The following is a 24367-nucleotide window of genomic DNA, read 5'->3' on the forward strand; positions in this document are numbered from 1 at the left end:
AGGTGCTCCTGGATCGGTGGGGGAGGGTCACGGCGCTGCCTCGCGGTCCACGCAGTGGCGGGCGATGACGAGCTTCATGATCTGGGCGGTGCCGTCCCCGATCTGCAGCCCCAGCACATCCCGCAGCCTCTGCTCGATCGGACGGTCGGTGAGGTAGCCGTACTGGCCGTGGCTGAGCAGGCACTGGTGGATCACGTCGTACGCCGTCTTCGGCGCCCACCATTTGCACATCGCCGCCTCCTTGGTGTGCGGCAGGTCGTTGTCCTTCAGCCACAGCGTCTTCTGGCACAGCAGTCGCGCCGCGGCCACCTGCGTCTCCGCCTCGGCGAGCGGGAAGGCGAGGCCCTGGAAGGAGCTCAGAGGCCTGTCGAAGGCGGTGCGGGTGCTGGTGTACTCCCAGGTCTCCTCGAGGGTGGCCTGCGCGGCGCCGAGCACCTGCATCCCGATCAGGGCGCGGGAGAAGTCGAATCCCTGCATCACCTGGGTGAAGGCGCAGCCCTCGGTGCCCAGCAGGTGTCCCTCGGGCACCCAGGTGCCGTCGACGTCGATCAGGCCGCGACCCACCGCGGTGGTGCCCATGTCCGGCAGGCGGCGGCGGGTGATCCCCTCGCGGTCCAGCTCGACCAGGAAGGCGGACAGGCCGCGGCCGCGGCTCCCGTCGGCCGTGCGCGCGAAGACCACCGCGGCGTCGCAGTGCATCGCGAACGACATCGACTTGGTGCCGCGCAGCACCCAGCCGCCGCGCTCGCGATGCGCGGTCATCGAGGGGCTGCCGGCGTCGGAGCCGTTGCCCGGCTCGGACAGGCCGATCGCGACGATCCCGGCACCGGAGGTGAGGTGCGGGATCCAGCGGGCGGCGATCTCCTCCGGTGCGTTGCGGGCCAGGACCTGGCCCACCAGGGAGCCGATGATCTGCACGTAGGCGACGTTGAGGTCGCCGCGGGCGATCTGCTCGGCGATCATGCCGGTGGCCAGGGAGCGTCCGTCGCGGCCGCCGAAGGCACGGGGCAGCTCCGGGGCGATCAGCCCCTTCCGGCCCATCTCGCGGACCAGGTCGGGGTCGATGCGACCGGCACGTTGGCGCTCGGCCATGCCGGGGGCGATGCGGGTGGCGATCTCCGCCGCGGAGTCGATGTCGTGCTGCATCGCCTCGTCGAGGGCGAAGTCCATGGCGTCTCCTGTGCGGGAGGGGCGGGCATGCCCGGCGCGGTCAGCGGTGCGGGTGGGTGCGGTCATCGGAGGGTTCTGCGGCGAGGTCGGCGAGCAGATCGGCGTAGCGGTCGCGATGTCCGGGGGCGAGCACGGCGGACAGCAGCAGCGCCGTCTGCTCGGTCACGAACGCCTCGAAGCTGATCCGCGGGGCGAAGTACCAGTTCTTCAGCGCCCAGGAGTGGGCGACGGTGACCAGGTCGTAGGTGAACAGCTCGGCGTGCAGCGGGCGCAGCAGCCCCTGCGCGACGGCGGCGTCGACGGCGCTGCGCAGCGGGGCGGTGGAGCGGATCTCGAGCTCCTTGATGACCTTCCGCCCCTCCGCGTCGAGGGTGTGGGACTCCCGGTAGGTGAGCATGACGGCCTGGCGGTCGTCGCGGATCACGGTGCAGTAGGCGGCGAAGGCGGCGGCGATCTGCCGCACCGGGTCCTCCTCCGGCCCCAGCGCGGCCGCGACGCGACGGGTGATGTCGTCCAGCACGTCCTCGGTGACGGCGCGGACCAGCTCCTGCTTGCCGGCGAAGTAGCGGTAGATCAGCCCCACGGACACCCCGGCGGCGGTGGCGATGGACTGCATGGACACCTCGTGGGAGCCGCGCCGCTCCAGCAGCGGGACGGCGGCGGCCAGGATCTGGGCGCGGCGCGCGTCCGAGCGCGTGGCACGGGCGGCCTCCTGCGGGGCGATGGGGGCCTCGGAGCGCAGCACGGCACGACCTCTCGACGATGAGAAGACCGCTCAGCGGAAGTGAACGGTGATTCACCGATGAGTGTGACGTGGGGCACCCCGGGGCGTCAAGGGTCGGCGAGGCGGGCGCGGCCCTCCGGGCGATGCGGCCCGGCCCGGCGGGGAGCTGTCGGGCCGGGGTGCGGTCGCCGGCGTGCGGGTCGTGGAGCGAGCTGCGGCGCGGGCCCGCTCAGCAGGCGGCCGGCTCCTCGACCCGGGGCGGCGTCGCCGCCGCGCGGGCCTGCTGGCGGCGGTGCACCGCGAAGGACCAGGCGGCGATCCCGAGGCCCAGCACGGCCAGCACCACGCCCGTCCAGGACGGGGCCACCAGGCCCCAGCCGGCCGCGAGCACGGCCGCGCCGAGCGCGGCGCCCAGCGAGTTGCCGATGTTCAGCGCCGAGTGGTGCAGCGCCGCGGCGAGGGAGGGGGCGTCCGGCGAGGCGTCCAGCAGGAACAGCTGCAGGGAGGGGCCCATCAGCTGGGAGGTGACCGCGATCGCCAGCAGCATCGCCATCCCGGCGATCGCGTGCTCGGCCACCAGGGCGAACACCGTCAGGCTCAGCGCCATCCCGACCAGGCCCGCGAAGATCGTGCCGTACACGCTGCGGTCCGCGAGGCGGCCGGCGAGGATGTTCCCGGCCGTCATGCCCACGCCGAACACGAACAGCGCCACCGGCACGGCGCGCTCGCCGAGGCCCATCAGGCCCGGCACGATCTCGCCCACGTAGCTGTACACGGCGAACATGCCGCCGAAGCCGATGGAGCCGATGCCGAGGGCGAACCACACCTGGGCGCGGCGCAGCGCGCCCAGCTCGGCACGGATCGACCCGGTGGTCCCGGCGTTCTCGGGCTCGGGCACCAGGCGCCAGATCGCCAGCGTGCTCACGGCCGCGACCAGCACCACGATCACGTAAGCGGAGCGCCAGCCCACCGCCTGGCCGAAGGCGGTGGAGGCGGGCACGCCCAGCATCGTCGCGATCGTCAGGCCCAGCATCACCAGCGAGACGGAGCGGGCCCGCTGCCCGGCGGGGGAGAGACGCGCGACGACCAGCGAGGCGACGCCGAAGAACGCGCCGTGGGGGAGGCCGGAGAGGAAGCGCGCCCCGGCGAGCACGCTGAAGCTCGGTGCCATCGCCGAGAGCAGGTTCCCCAGGCCGATCAGGCCGATCAGCAGCATCAGCAGCCTTGCCCGGGGCATCCTCACCGCCGCGATCGTCACCGCGGGGGCGCCGACCACCACGCCCAGCGCGTACAGCGTGATGAGCATGCCGGCCTGCGGGATCGAGACCTCGAGATCGTCCGCGATCTGCGGCAGCAGGCCCATGGACGCGAACTCGGTGGTGCCGATCGCGAAGGCGCCCATCGCCATCGCGAGGATCACCAGGCGCAGGCGGCCGCGGGAGAGCGGCGCCGTCGAGGCCGAGGGGGTGGGGAGCGACATGAGGAGCCTCCAGCGCGGGTCAGGGTGGGGCACGCTGCCGACGCTGGAAGCGAGAGGGGGACGGTTCGATCGTAGTGGCGGGCGGGGGAGCGGGGCCAGGGAGGTCCGCGGGCGGTGTGCGGGAAGCCATCGTCGGTCGACGGGGGTGGGCCGACGGGGCGCGGACGGTCCGCGCCGTCGGCCGTGGGCGGCGGTACTGTGCTCAGCAGCCGGTCGTGGCCGCCCGGTCAGGGAGGCCGCGGCTCTCCTGCGACCCGTTGGGACCCCACATGGAACAGATCACCGTCTCCGGCAGCCCCGAGCCCGTGCCCACCTCGCCGATCGCGGCGAGGCTCCTGCGCGAGCGGCTCGAGTCCGTGCGCGGCAGCCGCGGCCAGGAGGCGGCGGCACAGCTCGAGGAGCTCGTGGGCCAGCGCATCGCGACCCTCCGCGAGGGCGGCATGCCCAGCATCGACCTGGCCACCATGCGCTCGATCGTGGACTACGTGGAGCTGCCCGAGGAGCCGGAGCCCACCGGGATGGGCCGCGCGGTCGCCGAGATGAAGGACAAGCTCGCCCGCCGCGGCGGGATGCGCTGACCCCGGGAAGCGCCCCACCTCGGCGCTGTCGGCCGCTGCGCGGCGGGGTCATCGGTGCGGGCCCGCACGGGGGTGCGGCGTCGGCCGTCGTGCGCCTCGCCGGACCGTTCATCCCCCGACTCACGGGTTTCGCTTATGAGTCTCATAAGTTAGCGTCGCCGCATGATCGTCACCGGACTCCTCCTCGGCGCCCTGCTCGGCTACGTGCTCCAGCGCTCCCGGTTCTGCGTCACCGGCGCGTTCCGCGACCTGTACATGACCCGGTCCACGCGCTACTTCACCCCCTTCCTGCTCGCCATCGCGATCCAGGCCGTCGGCGTCGTCCTCCTCACGGGCGCCGGCGTGATCGCCCCCGAGGCGGCGCAGTTCGCGCCGCTGGCCGTGATCGGCGGCGGGCTGCTGTTCGGCATCGGCATCGTCATGGCCGGCGGCTGCGCCACCGGCACCTACTACCGCGCCGGCGAGGGCCTGATCGGCTCCTGGGTGGCACTGATCTTCTACGCCCTGTTCGCGGCCGTGATGAAGTACGGCCCGCTGCAGGGCTTCACCGAGTCCGCCCGCGCCCGCACCGTGGGCGACGCGACCATCCAGGAGACCCTGGGCGTGAGCGCCTGGGTGCCCACGATCGCGTTCAGCGCCCTGGTGGCCGTGCTGGTGGTGCGCCAAGTGCGCGCCAACGCCGGTCGCACCGCCGTGCGCCTGCCCGCCCGCCGCAGCGGCCTGGGCCACTACCTCGCCGACATCCCCTGGAACCCCTGGGTGGGCGGCGTGCTGCTGGGCCTGCTCGCGATCGCCGCCTGGGTGCTCTCCACCGCCGCCGGGCGCAACGGCGGCCTGGGCATCACCACCCCCTCGGCCAAGATCGCCACCTTCCTCACCACCGGGGACGTCACCCTCGTGGACTGGTCCGTGATGCTGGTGCTCGGCATCCTGCTCGGATCCTTCGCCGCGGCGAAGCTCTCCGGCGAGTTCCGCTGGCGGGTGCCGGATGCGCAGACCATCCTGCGCAGCGCCGGCGGCGGCGTCGCGATGGGTGTGGGCGCCGCGCTCGCCGGCGGCTGCACCATCGGCAACTCCCTCGTGGAGACCAGCCTGTTCAGCTACCAGGGCTGGGTCTCCTTCGTGGCGATCATGCTCGGCACCTGGGGCGCGGCCTGGCTGTTCCTGGTGCGCCCGCAGAAGGCCGCCGCCGCCAGCCGCCCCGCCCCCACCCTCACCCCGGCCGCCTGAGCCGGCGACCCACCGCCCTCACCGCTCCCACCGGAAGGACCCCTCATGCCCGCCTACACCCTCCAGACCAACGGCGCCGTCTGCCCCTTCCCGCTGATCGACGCCAAGAGCGCCATGCAGCAGCTGAACCCCGGGGACGACCTCATCATCGGCTTCGACTGCACCCAGGCCACCGACTCCCTGCCCCAGTGGGCCGCGGAGGACGGCCACGAGGTGGTCAACTTCGACCGCGTGGGCGAGGCGGGCTGGACCATCACAGTGCGCAAGGGCGCCTGAGCCCTGAGGCTGACGGGCCCCGCCGCGAGAAATCCGCGGCGGGGCCCGTCAGTCGTGGGGGCGGAGTCGGCGGTCGGCCTCGAAGCCCATGGGGGCCGGACACGAGGCGACGACGATCACCCGCCGACGCTGAATGGTGGCATCGGTGTCGCCGGGGCACTCAGAGCGTGGAACCTGGGTCGCCTGGCGAGGGCGGTTCAGGCGTCGGCCCTGATGTGATCTGTCCGAGAATGGCCTCCGACAGGTGCGTCCAGGTTCCCGTGGCGACCATCTGTTCGAGGAAGGTGTCCACGAACTCACGTGCATCGCCGCCCCGTGGAAGCCCGATCCCGTATGGCCTGGTCAGGATCGGTTCGCCGACGACGGCGACGGCAGCATCGGCAACGACGTTGCGCAACAGGATGCCTTGGTCGCAGACGTACGCATCGACGCGGCCCTCTTCCAGCATGAGCAGGCAGCTCTCGTTGTCCGGGAGGATCTGGACGGTTCGGGGTCGGGGGACATGGCTCTCTATCGCCTCGGGCCCCGCGGAGCCGTCCAGGGTCACGAGATCCCTCCCGGCGAGATCCGCGGGAGAGGTGATCTGGGAGGCATCGTCGGTCCGCACCTGGATCGCAGTGCCGGTCAGGTAGTACGGGCCGGCGAAGTCGACGAATCGACGGCGTTCTTCCGTGATGAGGTAGGTGGCCACCACGCAGTCCACGGAGCCGCTGGTCAGCAGGCTTTCGCGGGTGTCCACCGAGGACTCGATGTAGTGCACCTGCTCTTCGCCGCCCGCACCGAGGAGGTAGCGGGCCAGCAGCTGGGTGATCCCGGCATCGAATCCGCGCGGTGTCGCGTCGGGGCTCATCGAGATGGAGAAGACAGGGTTGTGCAGCGTCCCTCCTCGGACAAGGGTGCCCCGGTCTCGCACGCCCGTTGCCCAGGTGCTGTTGCGAATCGCCCCTTCCTCGGCGAGGGGGCCGGAGGCGATGACCTCCTCGTAGGAGAGCGGCTGCCGCCTCTCGAGGCTCGTGCTCTCCTCGGTGGGAGCGGCCGCCGAGGAAGGCGTCGCGTCCCGGCGGACAGAGGAGGCCGACGGAGACGGCGGGCCGCTCTCGGCAGACAGGTCGGTCGCGTCGCGGCGCGAGCAGGCGGAGAGAGCAAGGGCGGCGAGGCCGGCCAGCGCGGTGCGACGCGCGCAGACGTTTCGGGTCACTGTCGTCACCGTGCTTGCGCGATCGGTGACCCACGGGCCCGTCCCGCTGCGCCCTCAGGGGTGACGCGGGGAGGCCGGATTCCCGTCCGGAAGATCGACTGCTGGCAGGCATCGCCGTCGCGATTCACAGCGGGTGGGGGTGCGACTGCAGCGAGGGTGGCGCGAGGAGTGTGCGACATGGGTCTCTCTTCGATGGCGGGGCGGTCGCGGGCTGAGCTCCGAGCAGCCTTCGTGCGGTGCTGCGTGCCGGCGCCGCCTCCGCTGCGGGGCCGCCGAGCCGCCCGACGTGGTCGGAATCATGATGGCTCGCCTCATCACACGATGTCTCCGGGATCGCGGCAATGGATCCGCTGCGATCCGGAGGGATTCGGACGCTCCCGGACGGCAGGGCCGACTCGGTCCGGTACTGCCTGGCTCTTCGCGGCGGGCTCCGTCGATCACGGGGCAGTCCACCTGTGGGCTCCGAGGTGTCCGGAACTGTTCGGGTCGATCTCGAACGCAGCCGACGATGCCCCGGGCTGAGGAGACTGGCCTCGTCAGCGGCAGAAACCCGATCCCGAACACTCGCAGAGGCCACCGATGTCCGAGAACACGCCCCAGCCTTGGTCCCCGAGCCGGTCAGGCTCTGCGACTGCGCCTCCGTCGGCCTCCCGAGCCCAGGCGGCGGGAATGCAGCCCCCGCCGCCCCTCCCACCGCCGCCCGGGAACGGAACACCCGCACCGGCTGAGGGAGATTCCGCCCCCCACGGTGCCCCGCTCGATGGCCCCGTGAGGCGTCGCCGGAGGGGAGGGCTGATCACAGTGATCGTGATCGCCGTGGTGCTCGTGCTCCTGGTCGCGATGGCCGGAGTGATCGCTGCGACCCGTCTCCTGGGCGGCTCTGCGGGCAGTGCCTCGGTGCCGACGGTCGAGAGCATCCGGGAGCAGCCCGAAGAGGCGTGGACGTACTCCTACCAGGGCCGTGACGAGATAACAGATATCTCCGGCCTCGTCCCAGTCAGCGAGGAAACCTTCGCGGCGATCTACCTCTCCACCGGGGAGAGCAAGCCGAGCCGGGTCGCGATGGTCGATGGGGAGACCGGCGAGGAGACGTGGACCGTCCCGCTCGAATCGCTCGGCATAGACCCGATGGCGTGGCCCGAGCTGCTGCCTGTCTCTCCCGAAGGGCATCTGACGGTCGCAGTCACGGACTCGGCCGTCGACAGCGAGGGTGATCGCACCTGGGACGCCACCGAGGTGTACCTCATCGCACTCGACCCGAGTGATGGACGGGTCGTCTCCGAGACCACAATGCGCGGGCATGCCTACATCGCCCAGGAGTACGGGGCAGAGACCGCGTACTTCCACGTCCCGCCGCCCCAGGCGGTGGTGGTGCAGCGCGACGGCGGGCTCGTGCGGCTCGACACCTCGGACCTCGAGGGTGATCCGGTGTGGTCTGCGAACATCCCGGACGTCTACACCACCGAGATCGTCGGAGACTTCGTGCGGGTGAGCACCGCCGGCACGGAGTGGTGGCTGGATGTCGACACCGGATTCGAACCGGACTGGTTCGTCGGCGAGGGGGAGGAAGTCATGTTCCTTCCCACCTTCGACTCGATGATCCTTCGCTTCGAGTACGCCGATTCGGGGATCTACTACCTCGATGGGCTCGACGAGGAGGGCGGGGTGATGTGGTCCGCGGAGCCGGACATGTTCCATGCCGTCGCCTCGCCGACGGGCCGGATGCTGTTCTTCTCCGAGTACGTGGAAAGCGACGACGGACCCTTCCGGTACCTGATGCGCATCGATCCCCTCACGGGGGACGAGATGTGGGACCAGGAGTACGAAGAGCCGTTCTGGTCGGCATTCGAGCAGACCGTCGACGGACAGCTCGTCGTCCACGTCCAGGACAGCGCAGTTCTCGTGGAGGCGGAGACCGGGGAGCGCACACACCGGCTCCGCGGAAGACCGGTCACGCTTGCCACCGACGTCATCTACACCACGGACGAGGATCGGCTCCGCGCCATGGACGCGGGCAACGGGGACGAGCTGTGGTCTCTGCGCCTGAGGACCGAGGACGAGGTCGTGAGCATCGGGTCGATGCTCGTCACGTTCGACGCCGAGCGTGGTCAGATCACGCGCCTGCGATGAACGCCCCCTGGAGCGTCCGCCAGCGAGATGCGGCAGCCGTCGCCGTCGTCGCGCTCTCACTCGCGGTGCTCAGCGGATGCTCCGGTGGACGTTCCGTGGCCGCGTACTGCGACGTCCACGCCACCTACGAGGAGCGCTACCAGACCTCGATGAGCGAGGCCGTCGAGAGATTCGAGGACGATCCCCTCGGCGCTGTGGCACAGGGCGGCACCGCCGTCGGCGACCTCGCGAACATGTGGCACGAGCTGGCCGCCGCAGCACCCGAGGAGATCCGCGCCGACACCGAACGCGTCGCCGAGCTCATGGACGCCCAGGTGGGGGCGGAGCTCCCTACCGTCCTGCAGAACTACCTCATGATGCAGGGCCCGCTGCAGCGGGTGGACGCCTTCATCGTGGAGAACTGCTGATCACACTCGGTCCAGCACCAAAACCAGAAGGAGCTCGAAATGAACGAACGGCCCGTGGGCAGTTCCTACCTGCTCAGCGACCAGCGGCTCGGGGCCGGCGCGATGGGCGTCGTGTACCGAGGCCGCGACCGGCAGGGGAACCCCTACGCGATCAAGGTGCTCCGAACCGAGTTCGCCGAGGACCAGGTGCTGGTGCAGAAGTTCGTCCAGGAGAGGTCGGCACTGACCGGGGTCGACCATCCGCATGTGGTGGTGATGCGCGACCTGGTCGTCGAAGGAGGCACATTGGCGATCGTCATGGAGCTCGTCGAAGGCCATGACCTCCGTGCAGAGCTGGCCTCGCACGGTCCGCTGCGACCAGCTGAGATCTCGTCCATCGGCGCAGCCGTCGCCTCGGGACTGGCCGCCGTCCATGCGGCTGGACTCATCCATCGCGATCTCAAGCCCGAGAACGTGCTGCTCGACACGACCGGGGGACGCCGGGTGCCGAAGGTCGCCGATTTCGGGATCTCACGCATCGCCGATGCGGCAGCGGCCACCAGGTCCACCGTGCCGATGGGCACCCCGAACTACGCCGCCCCGGAGATCGCGGACGGGAAGGTGCCCACGGGAGCCGCGGACGTGTACTCGCTGGGGATCATGCTCTATGAGCTGGCCTGCGGAGTCACGCCCTTTCAAGGGGGAAGTCAGCTCGCCGTGATGCGGCGCCACGCCGACGACGCGGTGCCGCGCCCGGAGGGCATCCCTGAGGACCTGTGGCGGACGATCGTCGACATGACCGCGAAGGATCCGCTCGCACGGCCCACGGCGGCACAGGTCGCGCTCTATCTCTCTCAGCTGGAGCAGCGTCTGTCGGGGGAGCGTCCCGCTCCGCAACTCACCGATCCGCTGCCGACCGTGCCGCTGGTGCCCCGGAACACCGCTTCCCCGACGGCCGCGCTCCCTGCGGACACCGGCGCCTCTCCCACTGTCGCGCTCTCCTCGCCCACGGCCCGGATGACCCCGGTGCCGCGCGGCGCAAGGGTGACCGAGGCCGCTCCGCAGGAGGAGAGTGTGCGGCGCGGCCGCTCCCGCGGGATGCGGCGATTCTTCGCGGTGGCCGCTGCGCTCATGGTCCTCGGCGGTGCCGGTGGGGTGTTCGCGTACTCGCAGTGGGGCTCGGACGAAGCCCCTGACGAGGCCGCAGAGCGCTCCACCGAGGCCACGGAGGGCGGTGAGACTGCGCCATCAGGAGACTCGGTCGAGGAGACCGTCGAGGCGACGCGAGTCGCCGCGGGCGATCCCACGGGCGATGACGCAGGCGAGAGCGAGTCCGCGACCGCAGCGCCGTCACCGTCCCCGGAGGAGGTCCTCGCGATGCCCGATCTGGTGGGACAGTCGCTCGCCGAGGCGAAGCTCTCCCTGCCGGGCACCGAGATATCCGTGGTGGAGCAGCTCGATCCGGACACGGTGGACAACACGATCCTCGCGCAGACCGTCCCGGAAGGGGAGGAGGTGCCGGACAGCGTCGAGGTGACGGTCGCGCGACAGCCGGTGACCGTGTACCTGGACACCCTTGAGACGGCAGACGGATATGGCTTCGACACCGACCTGGCCCACCTGGACGGAGAGACGTACCCGCGATCGGTCGTCTCGGATCTCTGGGACGACGACGGCTACGGTGAATGGAACCTCGGTCGCGGCTACCGCGAGATGGTGGCCCTAGTCGGGCGGTCCGATGATGCGACGGGCGCAGGGGAGACGGTCCAGGTCGATGTCTATCTCGACGGCCGCAGCGTGTGGTCGGAGCGGGTACAGGTCGGGAACCCGGTGGAGCTGCGGATCGACGTGACAGACGCGCTCCGTCTGCGCATCGAGTACACCTCGCTCGAGGAGGAAGAAGCGTATCTGGTCCTCGGTGACGTCCACCTGCTCGGACTGCCGGAGGAAGTCCCCGAGCCCGCCGATGAATGAGAGCCCGCTCGGCAGCCCGTCCGCTCCCTAGGCTCGCCTGCTCTGGGCGGATGGCGAGCTGACCCTCGCCCCCGGCGACAGCGATTGCGTGGGGCGCTCCGACGAGCACCGGGTCCAGGTGGTCCATCCGCTGGTCTCGCGTTCCCATGCGAGAATCCGCCACCTCGGCGCCACCTGCGAAGTGTCGGACCTGGGCAGCACCCACGGCACGTTTCTCGCGGGGGAGAGGATCCGCGGCGTCGTGACCGGGACGCTTCCGGCGTCTATGCAGCTGGGCCCGGCCGGGCCCGTGCTGCATCTCGTTCACGAGACCAGTGCGCCCTCCCCGGCGCTCGGCCGGGGTGCCTTCCATGAGGTGCTCATCGGACGGGACCACGCCTGTGAGGTTCGGCTCGGTGACCTCCTGGTCTCGCGTCGGCACGCCAGGATCAGCTGGGATGGACCGAGCCCGGTGGTCGAGGACCTGGGCAGCGTGAACGGGACCTACGTGGACGGCCATCGCATCACCCGGGCGGAGATCGACGCCGACAGCCTGCTCATGGTCGGCGGGAGCCGGCTGCAGGTCGATGCCAGCGGTGTCCGCCTGATCGAGGGCACCGAGGTCCGTTTCGCTACCGTCGGCCTGGGCGTCACGCTGCCCAGCGGTCGCACTCTGCTCGACGACGTCAGCTTCAGCCTGGCCCCGGGCGCCCTCATGGCCGTCATCGGCGGCTCCGGCACCGGCAATACCACATGGCGGATCTGACGCCAGTAACGACTATCGACGACGACACGCTGATCAGCAATGAGCGACTGGCGTCGAAAACTAAAGTGATGTGATACCTTCTCTGTAGGTGGATGAAGGGAGCCTCAGGTGGCGATCGACGAGGGACGTGCATGGGCGTTGCGGGCGCTGGGAGCCGATGGAGTGCTGGTGCGGGAGCAGATCTCGGCCATCATCCGCGACTGCCACGAGAAGATGGCGAACGCGCAGGCGGAAGCCGACATGAAGCACACCGGCGTGTACGGGCAGATCTGGCGTAAGTGCCTGGATGAGTTTGTGGCGGTGCTCGGGCGGCTTCCCTCGGCTGAGATCATCCCGCGGCGGGGCTACAAGCTGGTCTCGTTCAACGGCGTGGTCCTCTTCCCGTGGCGCTTCGCCAGGGAGCGCTCCACGGACATCGGATCGCGTCCTTTCGCGGTGTCGGACACGCGTATCTCCCTCTTTAGGCAGGAACGGGATCTCGCGCAGCAGCGCCTAGACATTGAGTACGAGCACCCGGAACTGACCGAGGAGGAGCGAGAGCTTCTCAACGCCGAAGCCAAGGCGCTCGAAGAGACGCTGACGTCTCACCGCGTGGTCGTCGTGCCCTACGCGAGCAACTCGTCTGCGCTTCACAGCATCGACTGGGGCGAGGCGACTCTGGGAGCCGATGGCTACCTCACCTTTGTATCGATGGAGTCGTTGCTCGACGTCGGATCGGACTCGTTGGTGGATGTCGAGCCTGCAGAGGAAGAGGGCTTCTCGAACGGCCCTATCCCGCGCCCTCAGCTGGGGGTGAAGGAGGAAGAGGCAGACGGAGGCGCTCATGGATGACCGGGACACCCTGTTCTCCCTGGTCGGGCCATCCGATCGCCCTGACCTCGGTACGGTCGCGGGCAGCTTCGACCCTGCACGCCTGACGCAGGCGCGTTTCGCGGCAGGCCTGTCGAAGGCCAAGCTCGCCGACCTCGTCGGGGTGACACCCGCGGCCATCGGTCAGTACGAGTCACAGTCCTCTACGCCCCGACGTGACCTCCTGCCCGTGCTCGCACGCGAACTGCACGTGCCCGTGGACTACTTCGCAACCGGCCGGCCGATCGGTCGAGTGGACGGCTCACAGGCGCACTTCCGGAGCTTGCGTTCGACGTCCGCGCGAGACCGCGCGAAGGCGATCGCGTTCATCGAGCAGGTGTGGGAGCTGACATTCGCGCTGGAGAAGAAGGTCCGCTTCCCGGAGGTCGATCTGCCACCGATCGACCGGGGGCACGCGGACCCGATTTCGGCTGCCCAGGCCCTTCGCGCGCAGTGGGGGCTTGGCTTGAAGCCGGTGAAGCATCTGGTCGCACTGGCGGAGTCGCACGGAATCGTCGTCAGTCTGCTCACGATGGCGAACGCGGATGTTGCTCGTGTTGGTGCATTCTCTACGTCGCACCTGGCAAGGCCAGTCATCGTGGTCACCCCGGAGCGGGCGAAGTCCGTGTTCGTGTACCGGTTCACGATCGCGCACGAGCTCGGACACGTGCTGCTGCACGGTGAGGCGGCACCGGGTGACAAGCAGCAAGAACGCGAAGCGGACCAGTTCGCCGCTGAGTTCCTCACGCCGCGCTCCCAGATCGTGAACCTGCTGCCACGCACGGTGAACTTGTCTCGGCTGGACGAGTTGTCGCGACATTGGGGTGTCTCCGTCGACTCGCTGCTGCTGCGGATGAAGGAGACCGGCACCGTCTCTGATGCATCGATCCGGCGCGGGTATCAGAAGCTGAACCAGTTGCGTAGCTCGGGACTGGAAACACCCGAACCCGTGAACGTCTACCCCGGAGAGGTGCCCTCGATGCTCGCGCAGGCGTCTGGGCTCGCCGATCAAGCAGGCTACGGGCAGGCCGACCTTGCACGAGAGCTGAAATGGCACCCCGCGCGGGTGCGCGAGGTCCTCGGTGCGGAAGACCCCCGACCAGCTCTACGGATCGTCGGCGACCCACCCCAGGCATAGGACTGCGTGCCATCACTTGCGGGGATGCAGTTCGATGCGAAAGTCGAAATGCCTACCCGAGCGCCCGGACTGAACGATCAAGGTTGAGACGAGCGCATCGACGATCGTGCGCTGGCGGCCGGCCGTCAGGACGCCGATGGTCGACGCAGCTTCTGGGTGTTGGCGGAGGAGTCTGCCTCTGAGGTGCCTGCGGAGATCGGCGTCGGCCTCGGCGATGATCGACGTGGGGTGAAGGCGCCGGTGAAGGAACGCCTTGTGCGTGATCTTGCCCGCACCGTACTGCTCCGCGGCAGTTAGCATCTCTGTCGATGCGGCTTCGAGCATCGAGAGAAGCGTTGCGGGAGCGCGCACCGGAAGACACGTTAACGCTGAGGACTGGAGCCGTCCAAGCTGAGCGATGACTGCTCGATTGGCCCGGCGCATGTCGGCGGCGACGCTGCCACACGAGCTGGGTTGCGCTCGGCACCGATACACGCGTTGCCCTTTGCTGGTGACTGTGCTCACCAGTCGGTGACCGCACGTGCCGCAGCGTGCGAGCGCGCCGAGGAGCGTCGTTGATGAACGGGTGGCGTCGCGTCGAGGCGCGAGTGGGATGGCGCGGATCAGCGCAGATTCGTCGGGGGTGATAGCCCTTTCCCATGTCCCTTGGTTAGGTCCGCGTTGAGAGTGAAGCCGGCTGCTGGTCAGAATCGATCGCGCTGTCGTCGGGCGCCAGGAGATTCCACCGGCGGGAGTGGGGATGCCGGCGTCCGTGAGCTCGCCGGCGATCACGGCGACGGAGAGGCCAGCGAGGTAACCATGGACAATGCGCCGCAGCGTCCAAGCCTCGGACGGGTGGAGAGACCCATCGTCGAGATACCCGTAGTGGCGTCCTCCATGGAGTAGCCCGCGCGCTGCTGTTGGGCTCGCGCAACCCGCGCGCCTTTGTGGGCGGATTCGTAGTTCGCGAACGCGACGCGTTGACGGGCGAACAGGCGTCCCTCGTGCCGGTTGAGGTCGAAGCATCCGCCGTGGACGGGACTCCACCCGGATCGGGCGCATGTCGAGTAGGTCGAGAAGCTGTTCAAGCTCTCGGGGTTTGCGGTAGAGACGGTCCAGGTGCCACACGAGGATCGTTCCCGCTTCGGATTCCTCGAGTTGTCGGAGGAGCTGCTGGTAGGCGGGGCGTGCGCGGTCTTGGTAGGCGGAGACGGCTTCGTCGACGAACTCCATCGTGCGCGTGTAGCCGAGGTGGGCGGCGAGGGCGGTGCAGTCGGCTCGTTGTTGCTCGATGGAGGCGTGTTCGCTGGTGCGGTTCGCGGAGATCCGCAGGTAGAGCAGCGCAGTCGTTGTTCTGATGGGGATACTCCGAGCAGGCGCAGCCCGCACCTGCTTCCCACGGGGGCGCGATCATCAGACCGGACCGCGGGTGGGCGGTTGGTCAGGGGCGGTAGGTGATGCGGACGCGGCCGGGGTCGAAGCTTCGCCCGGGGCGTCCGGGAACGATCCGGAGGCGGGTGATCAGCGTGGTGATGACCGCGCGCTGGTCGGTGACATCCAGCGCGTCCCACCAGGCCTGTAGCGCGTGCCGGTTCCCGATCGGCGCCGCGTAGAGGGCGATCGCCCCCTTGGCGGTGACCAGGCGCCGCTCGACATCGCGAAGCGCGGCAGCGGCGGCCTCGACCCCGCTGCGGTGTTCCCCGCGGGTGATGACACGGTCCTGGTAGTCCTGATCGAGCTGACCGATCCGTGTGTTGATCTTCACGACCTGCCGCAGTGGCCCGCTGGCCGACGCGTTGCCCGCGCCGACTCGCGGATGGGTGAGGCGGTGCAGGACGCGTTCGGTGACATAGGCATCGAGATGGGCGGCGTTGATGCTCAGCCCGCCACGTTCCGGACGGGACGGGTTCTTCTGGCAGGCGTATCGCCGCGTTTCGCCGGCGGGAGAGAGCTTCCCGGTGATGGTGAGCCCGGCGCCGCACTTCCCGCACCGCGCGATCCCACCCAACAGCGTCGGGAGGGCCGGTGTGGAGCGGCGGCGGGCGGGATCGGTGAGGATCGCCCGGATCTGCGCGGTCTACTCCGGGGGGATGATCGGTTCCCAATCACCCGGGCCGAGAATCTCCCGCCCACCCGCGGGGACCACCCGCGTGTCGGGAGCGTAGGCGCGTTGCCCGGAGATGCGGGCGGAGGACAGCACGCTGCGCACCGTGTACGGGTGCCACAGCCCAGACGTCCCGGTCCCGGCGCGCAGGGGCGGGATGCCGGAGCGGTTGAGCCAGGCGGTAATGGAACGCAGAGACTCGCCAGCGAGGAACCGATCGGCCATCTGCCGGATCACCGCCGCCTGCTCCGGGATCAGCACGCCGCCGGGCCCGTACCCGAACCGTGCGGGGCCGTGCCAGGCGCCTTGCTCGGCGAGGCGCTTGTTGGCGCGTTTGACGCGGTCGGACTTGTGCCCGGACTCGTACGCGGCGATCGCGACGAGCTGCCAGGCCATGAGCCGGCCCTCGGCGGTGTTCAGATCGAACCCGCCACCACGGACGGCCTCGATCCGCACCGGGTGCTGCTCGACCAGATCGATCAGGTCTTCGAGTTCACGCGGCTACCGGTAGAGGCGATCGACGTGCCAGACGACGATGTGCCTCACCGCGGCCCGCACCTGCGCGACCAGCGCGTCGTACCCGTTCCGTCGGCCACCATCGAACGCGGACACGTCGTTGTCGATGAACACCTGCGGATCGGTGAACCCGAGCTTCGCCGCGTGGGCGGCGCAGTCTTCTTGCTGGCGTTGGATGCCGGCTTGCAGGCCGGTGCGGTCCTGCGAGATCCGCAGATACACCGCCGCTTGCCCCATCACTACACCTCTGTCTCCCTCTCCCAAGGTAGGAGAGCGGAAATGTCCGTGGTCGTCCCTAATGTTCCCGGTATGACTAGTGGTGTGTCCCGCGACGGCGATGTCTTGCCCTCCCGGCCTGCGAAGGAGGCCGTGCGCGAGATCTTCGTCGTGAGCGCTGTGGGGTTGTTCGTCGTGTTCGTCCTGGCTGCCATTCCTAGCTGTTGCGGGTCATGACGTCGCCGACCAGCGCGCTCCAGATCGAGGTCAGGCAACGATTCGTCACCCGCCGGGTAGACTGCCGCCGCAGCTTCCCGTTCGGCTGCTTCAACGTCCTCGACGGGCAAGAACGTGTCTGACTCCCCGTAGATCCCGTCCCAGTCGATCGCACCCACGTTCTGAGCCTAGAAAAGCGACCGGCGTCACCGCCAGGTAATGTTGGACGCCGAGGATTGACGCTTGGCGCGCGAGGAGGACGATCGGTCCGTGTCGTTGGCCGTCCCCCCAGGACCGCAGCCCTGTCTGAGCCGAGGCTGTGATGGCCGTTGCGGGTGGAACGGTGGGACGCGATGTCGCTCGCCCTCGCGCTCGCAAAGAGCTATCAGATCGAGACCAGTACGAGCAGCACTCCCGGAGACTCCTTCGCCAGAATGGGACTCTGCTTCGCGACTTCGAGGCAGTCGATCTGCGGGCGAACGCTCGCCCTAGGGGATGAGGACCCGATGAAGCTCACTCGTCTGCACATCGCGAATCACAGTCGTATCGCGGATGTCTCGATCGATATCCGCGACCATCTGGTGCTGGTGGGTGCGAATGACGTGGGCAAGAGCTCGGTGCTGCGTTGTCTTCAGCTCGTTCTCGGGGCGTCGACCGCTCAGCTGTACGCGCAGATCGCCGGGGAGGACTTCCGAGACGCCGACAGCGAGTTCGTCGTGGAGGTCGAGCTTGTGGACTTCTCGGATGATGAGAAGGCGGCGTTTCCGGACGAGATCGACATCGACGCGATCACTGGGGCCAGAACGCTGGCGCTTCGCCTGAGCGCGAGCATCGACGCGAACGAGACGCTGAACGTCGAGCGGATCGCCGTGGGCGCGGGCACCCGACGTCAGCTGTCCAGGGCGCAGCTCGATGCGATCGGATGGCGGTTTCTCAGCGCCACGAGCCAGGCGCGTGAACTCCGCGACGATCGCCGCTCGGCACTCAAAGACCTCCTGGAAGCAGTCGAGCTGGGCGCCGAGAAGGCGGACTTCGACGGTGCCGTGCAGCAACTGGCGACGGTGCTGTCGGAGTCGACGGTGATGGAAGGCGTCCGTACAGACCTTGCCACGCAGTTGACGAAGGCACTGCCGTCCGCGATCGACACCGACGATCTAACGTTCGTGCCCGGCTCATCGGCCGAGCAGGATGTCCTGAGCGACGTGCGCCTGCAGATCCAGAAGGACGGGACGCTGCGGGATCTCACGGCACAGTCCGACGGGATGCGTGCCCTGTATGCGATCGCGCTGTACGACCTGACAAGCTCGGGCGCCAACGTCGTGGGAATCGACGAACCCGAGATCCACCTCCACCCGACCAGCCAGCGCAGTCTGGCGCGCCTGCTGAAAGCCAGCAGCAGCCAGAAGATCATCGCGACGCACTCACCGGATATCGTCGGCGCGTTCGATCCCGACTCCATCGTCGTCGTCAAGGCCGGCGGCGTCTTGGTACAGCCGCTGGCTGGCTTTCTCACCAGCGATGAACGGTTGACCGTGCGCTGGTGGGTTCGCGACAGGCTCGAGCCGCTCACCGCCCGCCGCGTGATCGCAGTCGAAGGCATCGCCGACCGGATCATTGTCGAGCGAGCTGCGGACCTCACCAGCCGGACCCTCGACCGGCTCGGGGTCTCCCTCATCGAAACCAACGGTGCGGGCGACATGGGCGCGATCAACACCCTGTTCGGCCCCAGCGGCTTCGACGTTCCACTGTCCCTGCTGATCGACGCGGACGCGGAGACAGCCACCGCCACCAAACTGGGCGTGCAGCCGACGGACCTGAACGCCAACTTCGTGTGGGTCTCGCGAGCGGATCTCGAAGACGAGTACGTCGCCGCCATCGGAGCAGCGCCCCTTCAAGCCGCTCTGGCCGCTTCCACCCTCTTCAAACCGAACCAGCTACGCGCGCTGCGGGCTACCGGTCCGGGCGGAACGTTCACCGATGCCGACGTGGCGAGCTTCTGCAGGTCGTACAAGGTGAACGCGGCGCTGGTCGCTGTTTCGCTACTCGACCAGGCCGCCGCGCGTGCGATTCGTAGCATCGAGGGGATGCTGTCGCAGGTCGAGGCCTCGCTATGAAGATCCAGCCCACCGCAGCACAGGTCCAGATCCGCGACAGCAACCAGATGGGAATGCTCGTCGTCGCACCAGCAGGGTGTGGCAAGAGCGAAGCGCTCGCACTGCGCGTGCAGGGGATGCTCCGTCGGGGTGTTGCCGCAGGGGCCCGACGCATCCTGGTCGCCACATTCTCCAACCGCGCGAAGGACAACATCCGAGAACGCCTGCGCCATTACCTGACCCCAGCAGAGCTCCGCGACAAGGTGACCGTCATCAACTTCCACGGGCTGTCTGCTCGCCTGTACCGATCGCACGCCGCCGCGATCGGCTTGGACCCAGAGTGGACTCTGCCGGAGAACGACTGGGTAAAGGAACAGTGCCAGCGCGCCGGACTCAACTACGGACAAGCCGCCGGAGTCGACAAAGTGCTCCAATGCATCAAGCAGGACCCCGTGAACGACGCTGACGTGCTCCGGCTTGTCGAAGCACACGGAAACGTCGACGCCCTCGAGATCGAGCAGCTTCGCGTACAGGACCAGCAGCTCACCTACGATGATCTGCCGCGCATGGCCGAGTTGATCCTCGCTCGCGACGAAGTGGCAGACCTGTACCGGGTGCATTTCGTCGCGGTCGTGGTCGATGAGTTCCAGGACCTCACCCCTCAGCAGCTGCGGATCATCAAACGGATCGGCGCCGGCCGCACCACCTATGCCGGCGACCTCGCCCAGGGCATCTACGGATTCACTGGAGCCAAGCCCGAAGAGGTGTACGCACAGATCACCGACGAAGTAGGCGAGGTTGTCCAGTTGACCGAGTCGCATCGCTCATCACCGGCCGTGCTCGCCGCGGTGAACGCGTTAGTGCCGCTCACGCACGGAACCGCGCTCACTTGCGCAGCCCCCGACACCTGGCCATCCGGTGGCATCGCCGTCGAAGTGAGCCATCAGACCGCAGACGCTGAGGCGGGGTGGCTCGTCAAGCTCGCGAAGGCCATCCTGTCCCGCGCCCCGGGCCAGCGCATCGGCGTCATCTCCCGCATCGGCTCGAGACGACGGTTCGCGGACGCCGCGTTCACCGCCGAGCAAGGGTTCGAGGTTCACAGGTGGGACGACGGCGTGCTGGATACCGATACCGCACGTCGAGTCAAGTCGGTCCTGGCCAGCATGGACGCTGCAGCAGTTCTCGACGCGGACGACTCGATCGAGTTCCTGCGGGACTTCGCCGAATTCCACCAGATCCAGGATCCGGCGGATCGGCTCGCGCTCGCCGACGCCCTGGGCTGGGTACTCGAACTGCTCACGCAGGGGCTGACCCTGGCCGAGATCTCGAAACGAATCCGAGTCGGTGACAACTCGACCCTGCTCACCAAGCCAGGGGTTCACCTGCTCTCCGGCCACGCCGGAAAAGGACAGCAGTTCGACTGGGTCGTCGTCATCGGCCTCGAGGACGGCAACGTTCCCTTCTTCGAGGCAAAGAGCGACGAGGCCCTGCGAGAAGAGGCGCGCGTCCTCTCCGTGATGATGTCACGCGCCCGGCACGGGCTCATCCTGTCCCACGCGGCAGCGGTCCCCGCGCTGAACGGGAGAGTGTTCGCTAAGGAACCCTCGCGGTTCCTCACCTCTGCGCTGCGTGCGACCCTGACTGACACAGATGGGCTCGTTCAATGGTTCAGGACCGCGTCGTGGGATGCGATCGCCAGGCGCTGACCGACAGCCGACTCGCACATCACGTAGCAGCGTGCGTCCCGCCCAACGTCTCCGACCCAGTTCGTAGTCTTGAACTGTGCCCACCTACGACTGGCCGCTAATTCAGCAGCGGAGCGGAGACTCGATCGAGTCTCTTATCGCGACCCTCTTGCGCCGCGAGTACACCGACGCGCGGCAGGTCAACCCGTCACAGGGTGATGGCGGCATCGACATCCTCCGCTCGACAGACGATGGCCTCGAGATCTGGCAGGTCAAAGGCTTCACGACCGCGATGACCGACAGCCAGTTCCGTCAGGTCAAGAAGTCTTGGGAACGGCTCGTAGAAGAACATGTCACACCAGGCAAACATCAGATCTTCCGCTACCACCTCGTGACGCCCTGGACACCGACCGAAGAGCGCATCACTCTGTTCGATGAGCTCACCGCGGACGCATCGTTCTCGTGCCAGTGGGACAGCGACGCCTTCATCGCTGGTCTCGCGGACCGCTATCCCGAGACCATGCAGCGGTTCGTTCACGGTGAAGGGGTGCTGGAGCAGTTCATCAGCCAGAAGGCGATGCTGGCATCTTCGCCGGTCGAGCGTGGCGAATCGCTGACAATGCTCGATGCGATCGAGACCCGGCAGGACGCGCTGGACGTCATCCGTGACACGGTCAGCGAGAACTACCGTATTGAGCACGGCACCCGCACGGCGGCTAACGCCCATGACGTTCCGCTGCCGTCTGATGACGATCCGGCCGTCTATCACCGGATGACCTATCTCGGAGACGCTCGGTGGAAATACGAGTCCGTCGTGCCGCGCTCCGTGGATGCCGTCGAGATCGATCCCATCATCCTGAACATGGAGTTCCTGGCGGCGCCGGGCACACCTGAACATGACGCCGTGCGAGCGTGGTCCGAATGGGGCATTCCGTTCCAGGGCGCGCACGTCAGAACCACCACCGTCGGCGGTCCCTTCTCCGACGACGAGCCAGCCGAATCAACGGTCTCTTTCATCGAGAGAGGACGCGACGACGCGCCACCGCTCTACCTCCGCTGCATTACAAGCGACGGGGAGAGTCGGTTCCGCTTGCCGTTGGTCGTTGCCGCACGGACGGTCGGCACGCACACTGGCTGGTTGCGTCTGGTCGCCGACACACCAGAGCGAGCGCTCAACTTCGAGCTGCGTTTCAAGCAGGGCGAGGACACTGACGCAAAGGTGCAGATGGGGAACGTTGATGGGCGCAACCCCGAGGCTGTCCGCGATGAGCTCGAAACCCTGCTGAGCATCAGCGAAGGCGATGTCATCTCCGTGGAAACCAGCAACGGCCAGTCACTGATTCGAACGCACGGAACAGTCCTGCCGACCGCGCTGGAAGCGATTCATCTACCGGTGGCGCAGCATCTCGTCCAGTTGCAAGCTCACACGGCGGCCGTGCTCGTCATGCCCTCAATCGAGGAAATCACCGACGGTCAGTTCCGCTACCTCTCGCTCCTGGCCTCGATTTACGGTGGCACCGCGCACCGATGGAACTGGGCAGAGGTCACCCTCCGGGTGCCCGAGGATCCTGCCGAGGCACTGCGCATCAAGGAAGTCGCCGCGAACGTCGCCTCCGGCGGCCACCTGGTCAAGGTAGAAGAACCCGTGTTCCAGCTCGGGAACCGGACTTACACGATCGACCATCCTCTCGCAAGCACCGCGCATTCAGTCCAGTTCGAAGCAGGGATCGATCCCGCGGCCCTCCACCCTGGAGATACCTTCCGACTGATCCCCGGAGCCGACGCTGGCGTCACGACGGCGAAGATCGTTGACTGGACCCCCGGGAGTATCTCGTTCGACTGATCCGTAACTTCGGCTGATCCGTAACCGGGCCGGGGCAACCAGGGAGGCTCAACCTGCTGCGTCGTCTGAATGCTCCATGGGTAAGGAGAATCGGACGCGCCGATTGGGCGTCGTGAGCCAGTGCACCGACCGGCCATCGACTTCGCGTCGTTCAAGGATGGTTGCGTCTTCGATCCACATGCGAGCCGTGCCGAAGTGGATCGTCTGTTCACCGATGGTGACCTCAAGGGGGACGTCGATTGCGAGCAGACCCGGAATCGTGTCGACCTCGGCTGGCAGCTCGACCCCCAGGGCGTGGCCCTTGGGATAAGCAGCTATGACCACTTTCCCCTCGAGGATCGTGGCCGCGCGCCGCCACTCTGCAACCTGAGCGAAGGTGGTCTCGGTCAGGTCTGGAACTCGGACGATGGTGCCTGTGTGCTGTTGCAGCCGTGCCAGCGCGTCAACCGGAGCTGCGACGCCGTTGAGGACCTCGCGTATCTCATCGGGGAAGTCGATATTCCAGTTCGGGTCGACGGTCGCGCTCAGGGGAGGGGCGCCTTTCCGTCGCACGTAGACGGTGTTCGGGTGTGACGTTGACGTGATGAAGGCCAAAGCAGTTTTTACGTCCGACGCGGGCTGGTTCGAGTAGTCGCCGAACCGGAACTCTCGTTTTCCGCTCTCCGACGCCGTGTAGCGGTCCTCGATGGTGAAGACGTGGTTCTTCTGCTGCAGAACCACCCGGAGGCCTTTCGTGCCTTCGCTTCGCGCAATCCGGGTCACCTCGGTCTCGGCGATAGGCACACCCTCGGCGGAGCGGGTTGCGAGGATGAGGTCTGGGTCAGCTCCCACCTCGTCGTCAACCGGAAGGACTTGCATCGCCGCGTTCGTCAAGGGGCCGCCGAGACCGCCGGGCGCGTCGATACTGCCTGCAAATGCGCCAGCCGGTACCGCAAACGGTGCGCCGTAATCGAAGAAGTCTTGAAGAGCCGTCGCCAGATCGGAACCGCCTTCCGCGCTCACGGCCCCGGAGATGACAATCGGACGCTCCGTGGCCGAGGCTGCACATCGAGCGATGACGTCGACGGCCTGCCACTTCCTTCCCTGCCCGTCGGATTGAATCCACGTCATCATCAGGTTCGGCCGTTTGACCAGGCCCGGCAGCTCTCCCTCTCCAAGCCGGAGTTCGTACCGGTAGTGGGGATCTCCGTCGAGGACCGTGAGCGCTGTCGCCAACCGGGATGAAACGGTGGGGACGTCCAGCTTCTGACCTGCGTCGGCGGGAGCGAGCAGGGCAACGACTGCTTGGTAGGCCTGCTCGATGCGGCTCTTGCCGCCATCCAGGTAGTAATCGATGACTTCCGGGTACTTTGCCGTGAGGGCCTCGACGTATGCCAGGCCGTTCCACGTTACAGTGCGCCCTCTGTCGTCGAGGCCTTGTAGCCAAGCGTCAGCTTCCGGCGTCGGATCCCAGGGCGTGACTAGATGCCATTCCTCGACGTTGAGAGTGGCCCACCGAGGGTCGGTTTGCAGCCGAGTCCACGACTCCTCAACGTTGTTCTGTTGAGTCGTTGAGAGCGGCCCCGTGTAGCGCTTGACCTGGTAGACGACATCCCCGCCGTTCGCGGCCGCGCCTCTGTCGAGGATGTCGACCCCGCCATCGCCTCTTGAGGGTGTGATCCGCACAGAGTTTGGCCGTTCCCGGTTGATGAGCATCGCGACGACAGCCTCGACGTCGTTGCCCTCATATCGTGCCCAAGCGACGCGTGTCATCGGAGCCCGCTCCCTTCGTGCTTCATGGCCGCGCATGCCGGCGATGAGCTCACCCTATCGGGCTCGACGCAAGGCCTGCCCCGCC

21 protein-coding genes and 1 pseudogene are annotated in these 24367 nt (G+C 68.0%); 12 read left to right on the forward strand and 10 right to left on the reverse strand.

The features are described 5' to 3' along the window. Positions 1-27: 27 nt before the first annotated feature. From DWV08_RS16260 to DWV08_RS16270, 3 genes are all read right to left on the reverse strand, one after another. Positions 28-1236 carry an acyl-CoA dehydrogenase family protein gene (locus tag DWV08_RS16260; RefSeq protein WP_241237439.1) on the reverse strand — a complete coding sequence of 403 codons (1209 nt, stop codon included), beginning with the start codon at positions 1234-1236 and terminating at the stop codon, positions 28-30. Beyond that, positions 1211-1915: a TetR/AcrR family transcriptional regulator gene (locus tag DWV08_RS16265; protein WP_115414765.1), complete on the reverse strand. Its 705-nt coding sequence runs from the start codon at positions 1913-1915 to the stop codon at positions 1211-1213. The genes DWV08_RS16260 and DWV08_RS16265 overlap by 26 nt, the downstream gene beginning before the upstream one ends. Before the next feature lie 208 nt (positions 1916-2123). Beyond that, positions 2124-3374, reverse strand: coding sequence for an MFS transporter (locus DWV08_RS16270; protein ID WP_115414766.1), 1251 nt, complete (start codon positions 3372-3374; stop codon positions 2124-2126). A 269-nt stretch (positions 3375-3643) separates the two neighbouring features. Between DWV08_RS16270 and DWV08_RS16275 the strand changes: the two genes are divergently transcribed. The 3 genes from DWV08_RS16275 (at position 3644) to DWV08_RS16285 (ending at position 5458) form a co-directional block, all read left to right on the forward strand. Beyond that, on the forward strand, positions 3644-3952 hold the full coding sequence (locus tag DWV08_RS16275) for a hypothetical protein (RefSeq protein ID WP_115414767.1): 309 nt from the start codon (positions 3644-3646) through the stop codon (positions 3950-3952). 162 nt (positions 3953-4114) lie between these two features. Further along, positions 4115-5182 (forward strand): YeeE/YedE family protein, encoded by a 1068-nt coding sequence (locus tag DWV08_RS16280; protein ID WP_115414768.1) that lies wholly within the window; start codon positions 4115-4117, stop codon positions 5180-5182. A gap of 45 nt (positions 5183-5227) precedes the next feature. After that, the gene (locus DWV08_RS16285; protein WP_115414769.1) at positions 5228-5458 is read left to right on the forward strand and encodes a sulfurtransferase TusA family protein; all 231 of its coding nucleotides are present in this window, start codon (positions 5228-5230) and stop codon (positions 5456-5458) included. 160 nt (positions 5459-5618) lie between these two features. On the opposite strand, the gene DWV08_RS16290 is transcribed toward DWV08_RS16285, so the two are convergent. After that, complete coding sequence (locus tag DWV08_RS16290; protein ID WP_115414770.1) at positions 5619-6656, reverse strand: transporter substrate-binding domain-containing protein; 1038 nt, start codon at positions 6654-6656, stop codon at positions 5619-5621. A 579-nt stretch (positions 6657-7235) separates the two neighbouring features. Here DWV08_RS16290 and DWV08_RS16295 point away from each other — a divergent pair. From DWV08_RS16295 to DWV08_RS16320, 6 genes are all read left to right on the forward strand, one after another. Further along, positions 7236-8786, forward strand: a complete 1551-nt coding sequence (locus DWV08_RS16295) for an outer membrane protein assembly factor BamB family protein (RefSeq protein WP_115414771.1) — start codon at positions 7236-7238, stop codon at positions 8784-8786. Positions 8787-8881: 95 nt separating this feature from the next. Beyond that, positions 8882-9193 carry a hypothetical protein gene (locus DWV08_RS16300; protein WP_115414772.1) on the forward strand — a complete coding sequence of 104 codons (312 nt, stop codon included), beginning with the start codon at positions 8882-8884 and terminating at the stop codon, positions 9191-9193. Between the two features lie 39 nt (positions 9194-9232). Beyond that, a complete protein-coding gene (locus DWV08_RS16305; protein WP_115414773.1) occupies positions 9233-11146 on the forward strand; it encodes a protein kinase domain-containing protein in 1914 nt (637 codons plus the stop codon). An 88-nt stretch (positions 11147-11234) separates the two neighbouring features. Further along, entirely contained in the window at positions 11235-11891 is a 657-nt protein-coding gene (locus DWV08_RS16310) for an FHA domain-containing protein (RefSeq protein WP_115414774.1), read from the forward strand. Between the two features lie 108 nt (positions 11892-11999). Next, a complete protein-coding gene (locus tag DWV08_RS16315) occupies positions 12000-12722 on the forward strand; it encodes a hypothetical protein (protein ID WP_127097511.1) in 723 nt (240 codons plus the stop codon). Further along, positions 12715-13878: a helix-turn-helix domain-containing protein gene (locus DWV08_RS16320; RefSeq protein ID WP_115414776.1), complete on the forward strand. Its 1164-nt coding sequence runs from the start codon at positions 12715-12717 to the stop codon at positions 13876-13878. Before DWV08_RS16315 ends, DWV08_RS16320 begins: the two co-directional genes overlap by 8 nt. A gap of 12 nt (positions 13879-13890) precedes the next feature. Here DWV08_RS16320 and DWV08_RS17200 read toward each other — a convergent pair whose 3' ends face one another. The 5 genes and pseudogenes from DWV08_RS17200 to DWV08_RS17455 all read right to left on the reverse strand — a co-directional run bounded on the left by DWV08_RS17200 (position 13891) and on the right by DWV08_RS17455 (position 16714). Next, the gene (locus DWV08_RS17200; RefSeq protein WP_241237440.1) at positions 13891-14202 is read right to left on the reverse strand and encodes a hypothetical protein; all 312 of its coding nucleotides are present in this window, start codon (positions 14200-14202) and stop codon (positions 13891-13893) included. Between the two features lie 357 nt (positions 14203-14559). Next, a pseudogene (locus DWV08_RS17445) lies at positions 14560-15246 on the reverse strand (recombinase family protein); the annotation flags it as partial. A gap of 52 nt (positions 15247-15298) precedes the next feature. Continuing rightward, positions 15299-15865 (reverse strand): recombinase zinc ribbon domain-containing protein, encoded by a 567-nt coding sequence (locus tag DWV08_RS16330; protein ID WP_162801603.1) that lies wholly within the window; start codon positions 15863-15865, stop codon positions 15299-15301. 69 nt (positions 15866-15934) lie between these two features. Then, a complete protein-coding gene (locus DWV08_RS17450; protein ID WP_115414779.1) occupies positions 15935-16417 on the reverse strand; it encodes a recombinase family protein in 483 nt (160 codons plus the stop codon). A gap of 45 nt (positions 16418-16462) precedes the next feature. Beyond that, positions 16463-16714 (reverse strand): recombinase family protein, encoded by a 252-nt coding sequence (locus DWV08_RS17455; protein WP_115414780.1) that lies wholly within the window; start codon positions 16712-16714, stop codon positions 16463-16465. A gap of 701 nt (positions 16715-17415) precedes the next feature. Here DWV08_RS17455 and DWV08_RS16345 point away from each other — a divergent pair. The 3 genes from DWV08_RS16345 to DWV08_RS16355 all read left to right on the forward strand — a co-directional run bounded on the left by DWV08_RS16345 (position 17416) and on the right by DWV08_RS16355 (position 22530). Beyond that, the gene (locus DWV08_RS16345; RefSeq protein ID WP_115415078.1) at positions 17416-19023 is read left to right on the forward strand and encodes an ATP-dependent nuclease; all 1608 of its coding nucleotides are present in this window, start codon (positions 17416-17418) and stop codon (positions 19021-19023) included. Further along, the gene (locus tag DWV08_RS16350) at positions 19020-20708 is read left to right on the forward strand and encodes a UvrD-helicase domain-containing protein (protein WP_115414781.1); all 1689 of its coding nucleotides are present in this window, start codon (positions 19020-19022) and stop codon (positions 20706-20708) included. The genes DWV08_RS16345 and DWV08_RS16350 overlap by 4 nt, the downstream gene beginning before the upstream one ends. A 76-nt stretch (positions 20709-20784) precedes the next feature. Next, entirely contained in the window at positions 20785-22530 is a 1746-nt protein-coding gene (locus DWV08_RS16355; RefSeq protein WP_115414782.1) for a hypothetical protein, read from the forward strand. 48 nt (positions 22531-22578) lie between these two features. Here the strand turns inward: DWV08_RS16355 and DWV08_RS16360 are convergent, their stop codons facing one another. Further along, positions 22579-24282: a restriction endonuclease gene (locus DWV08_RS16360; protein ID WP_162801604.1), complete on the reverse strand. Its 1704-nt coding sequence runs from the start codon at positions 24280-24282 to the stop codon at positions 22579-22581. Positions 24283-24367: the final 85 nt, after the last annotated feature.

It is taken from the genome of Brachybacterium saurashtrense, from assembly GCF_003355475.1.
GTDB classification, from domain to species: Bacteria; Actinomycetota; Actinomycetes; order Actinomycetales; family Dermabacteraceae; genus Brachybacterium; species Brachybacterium saurashtrense.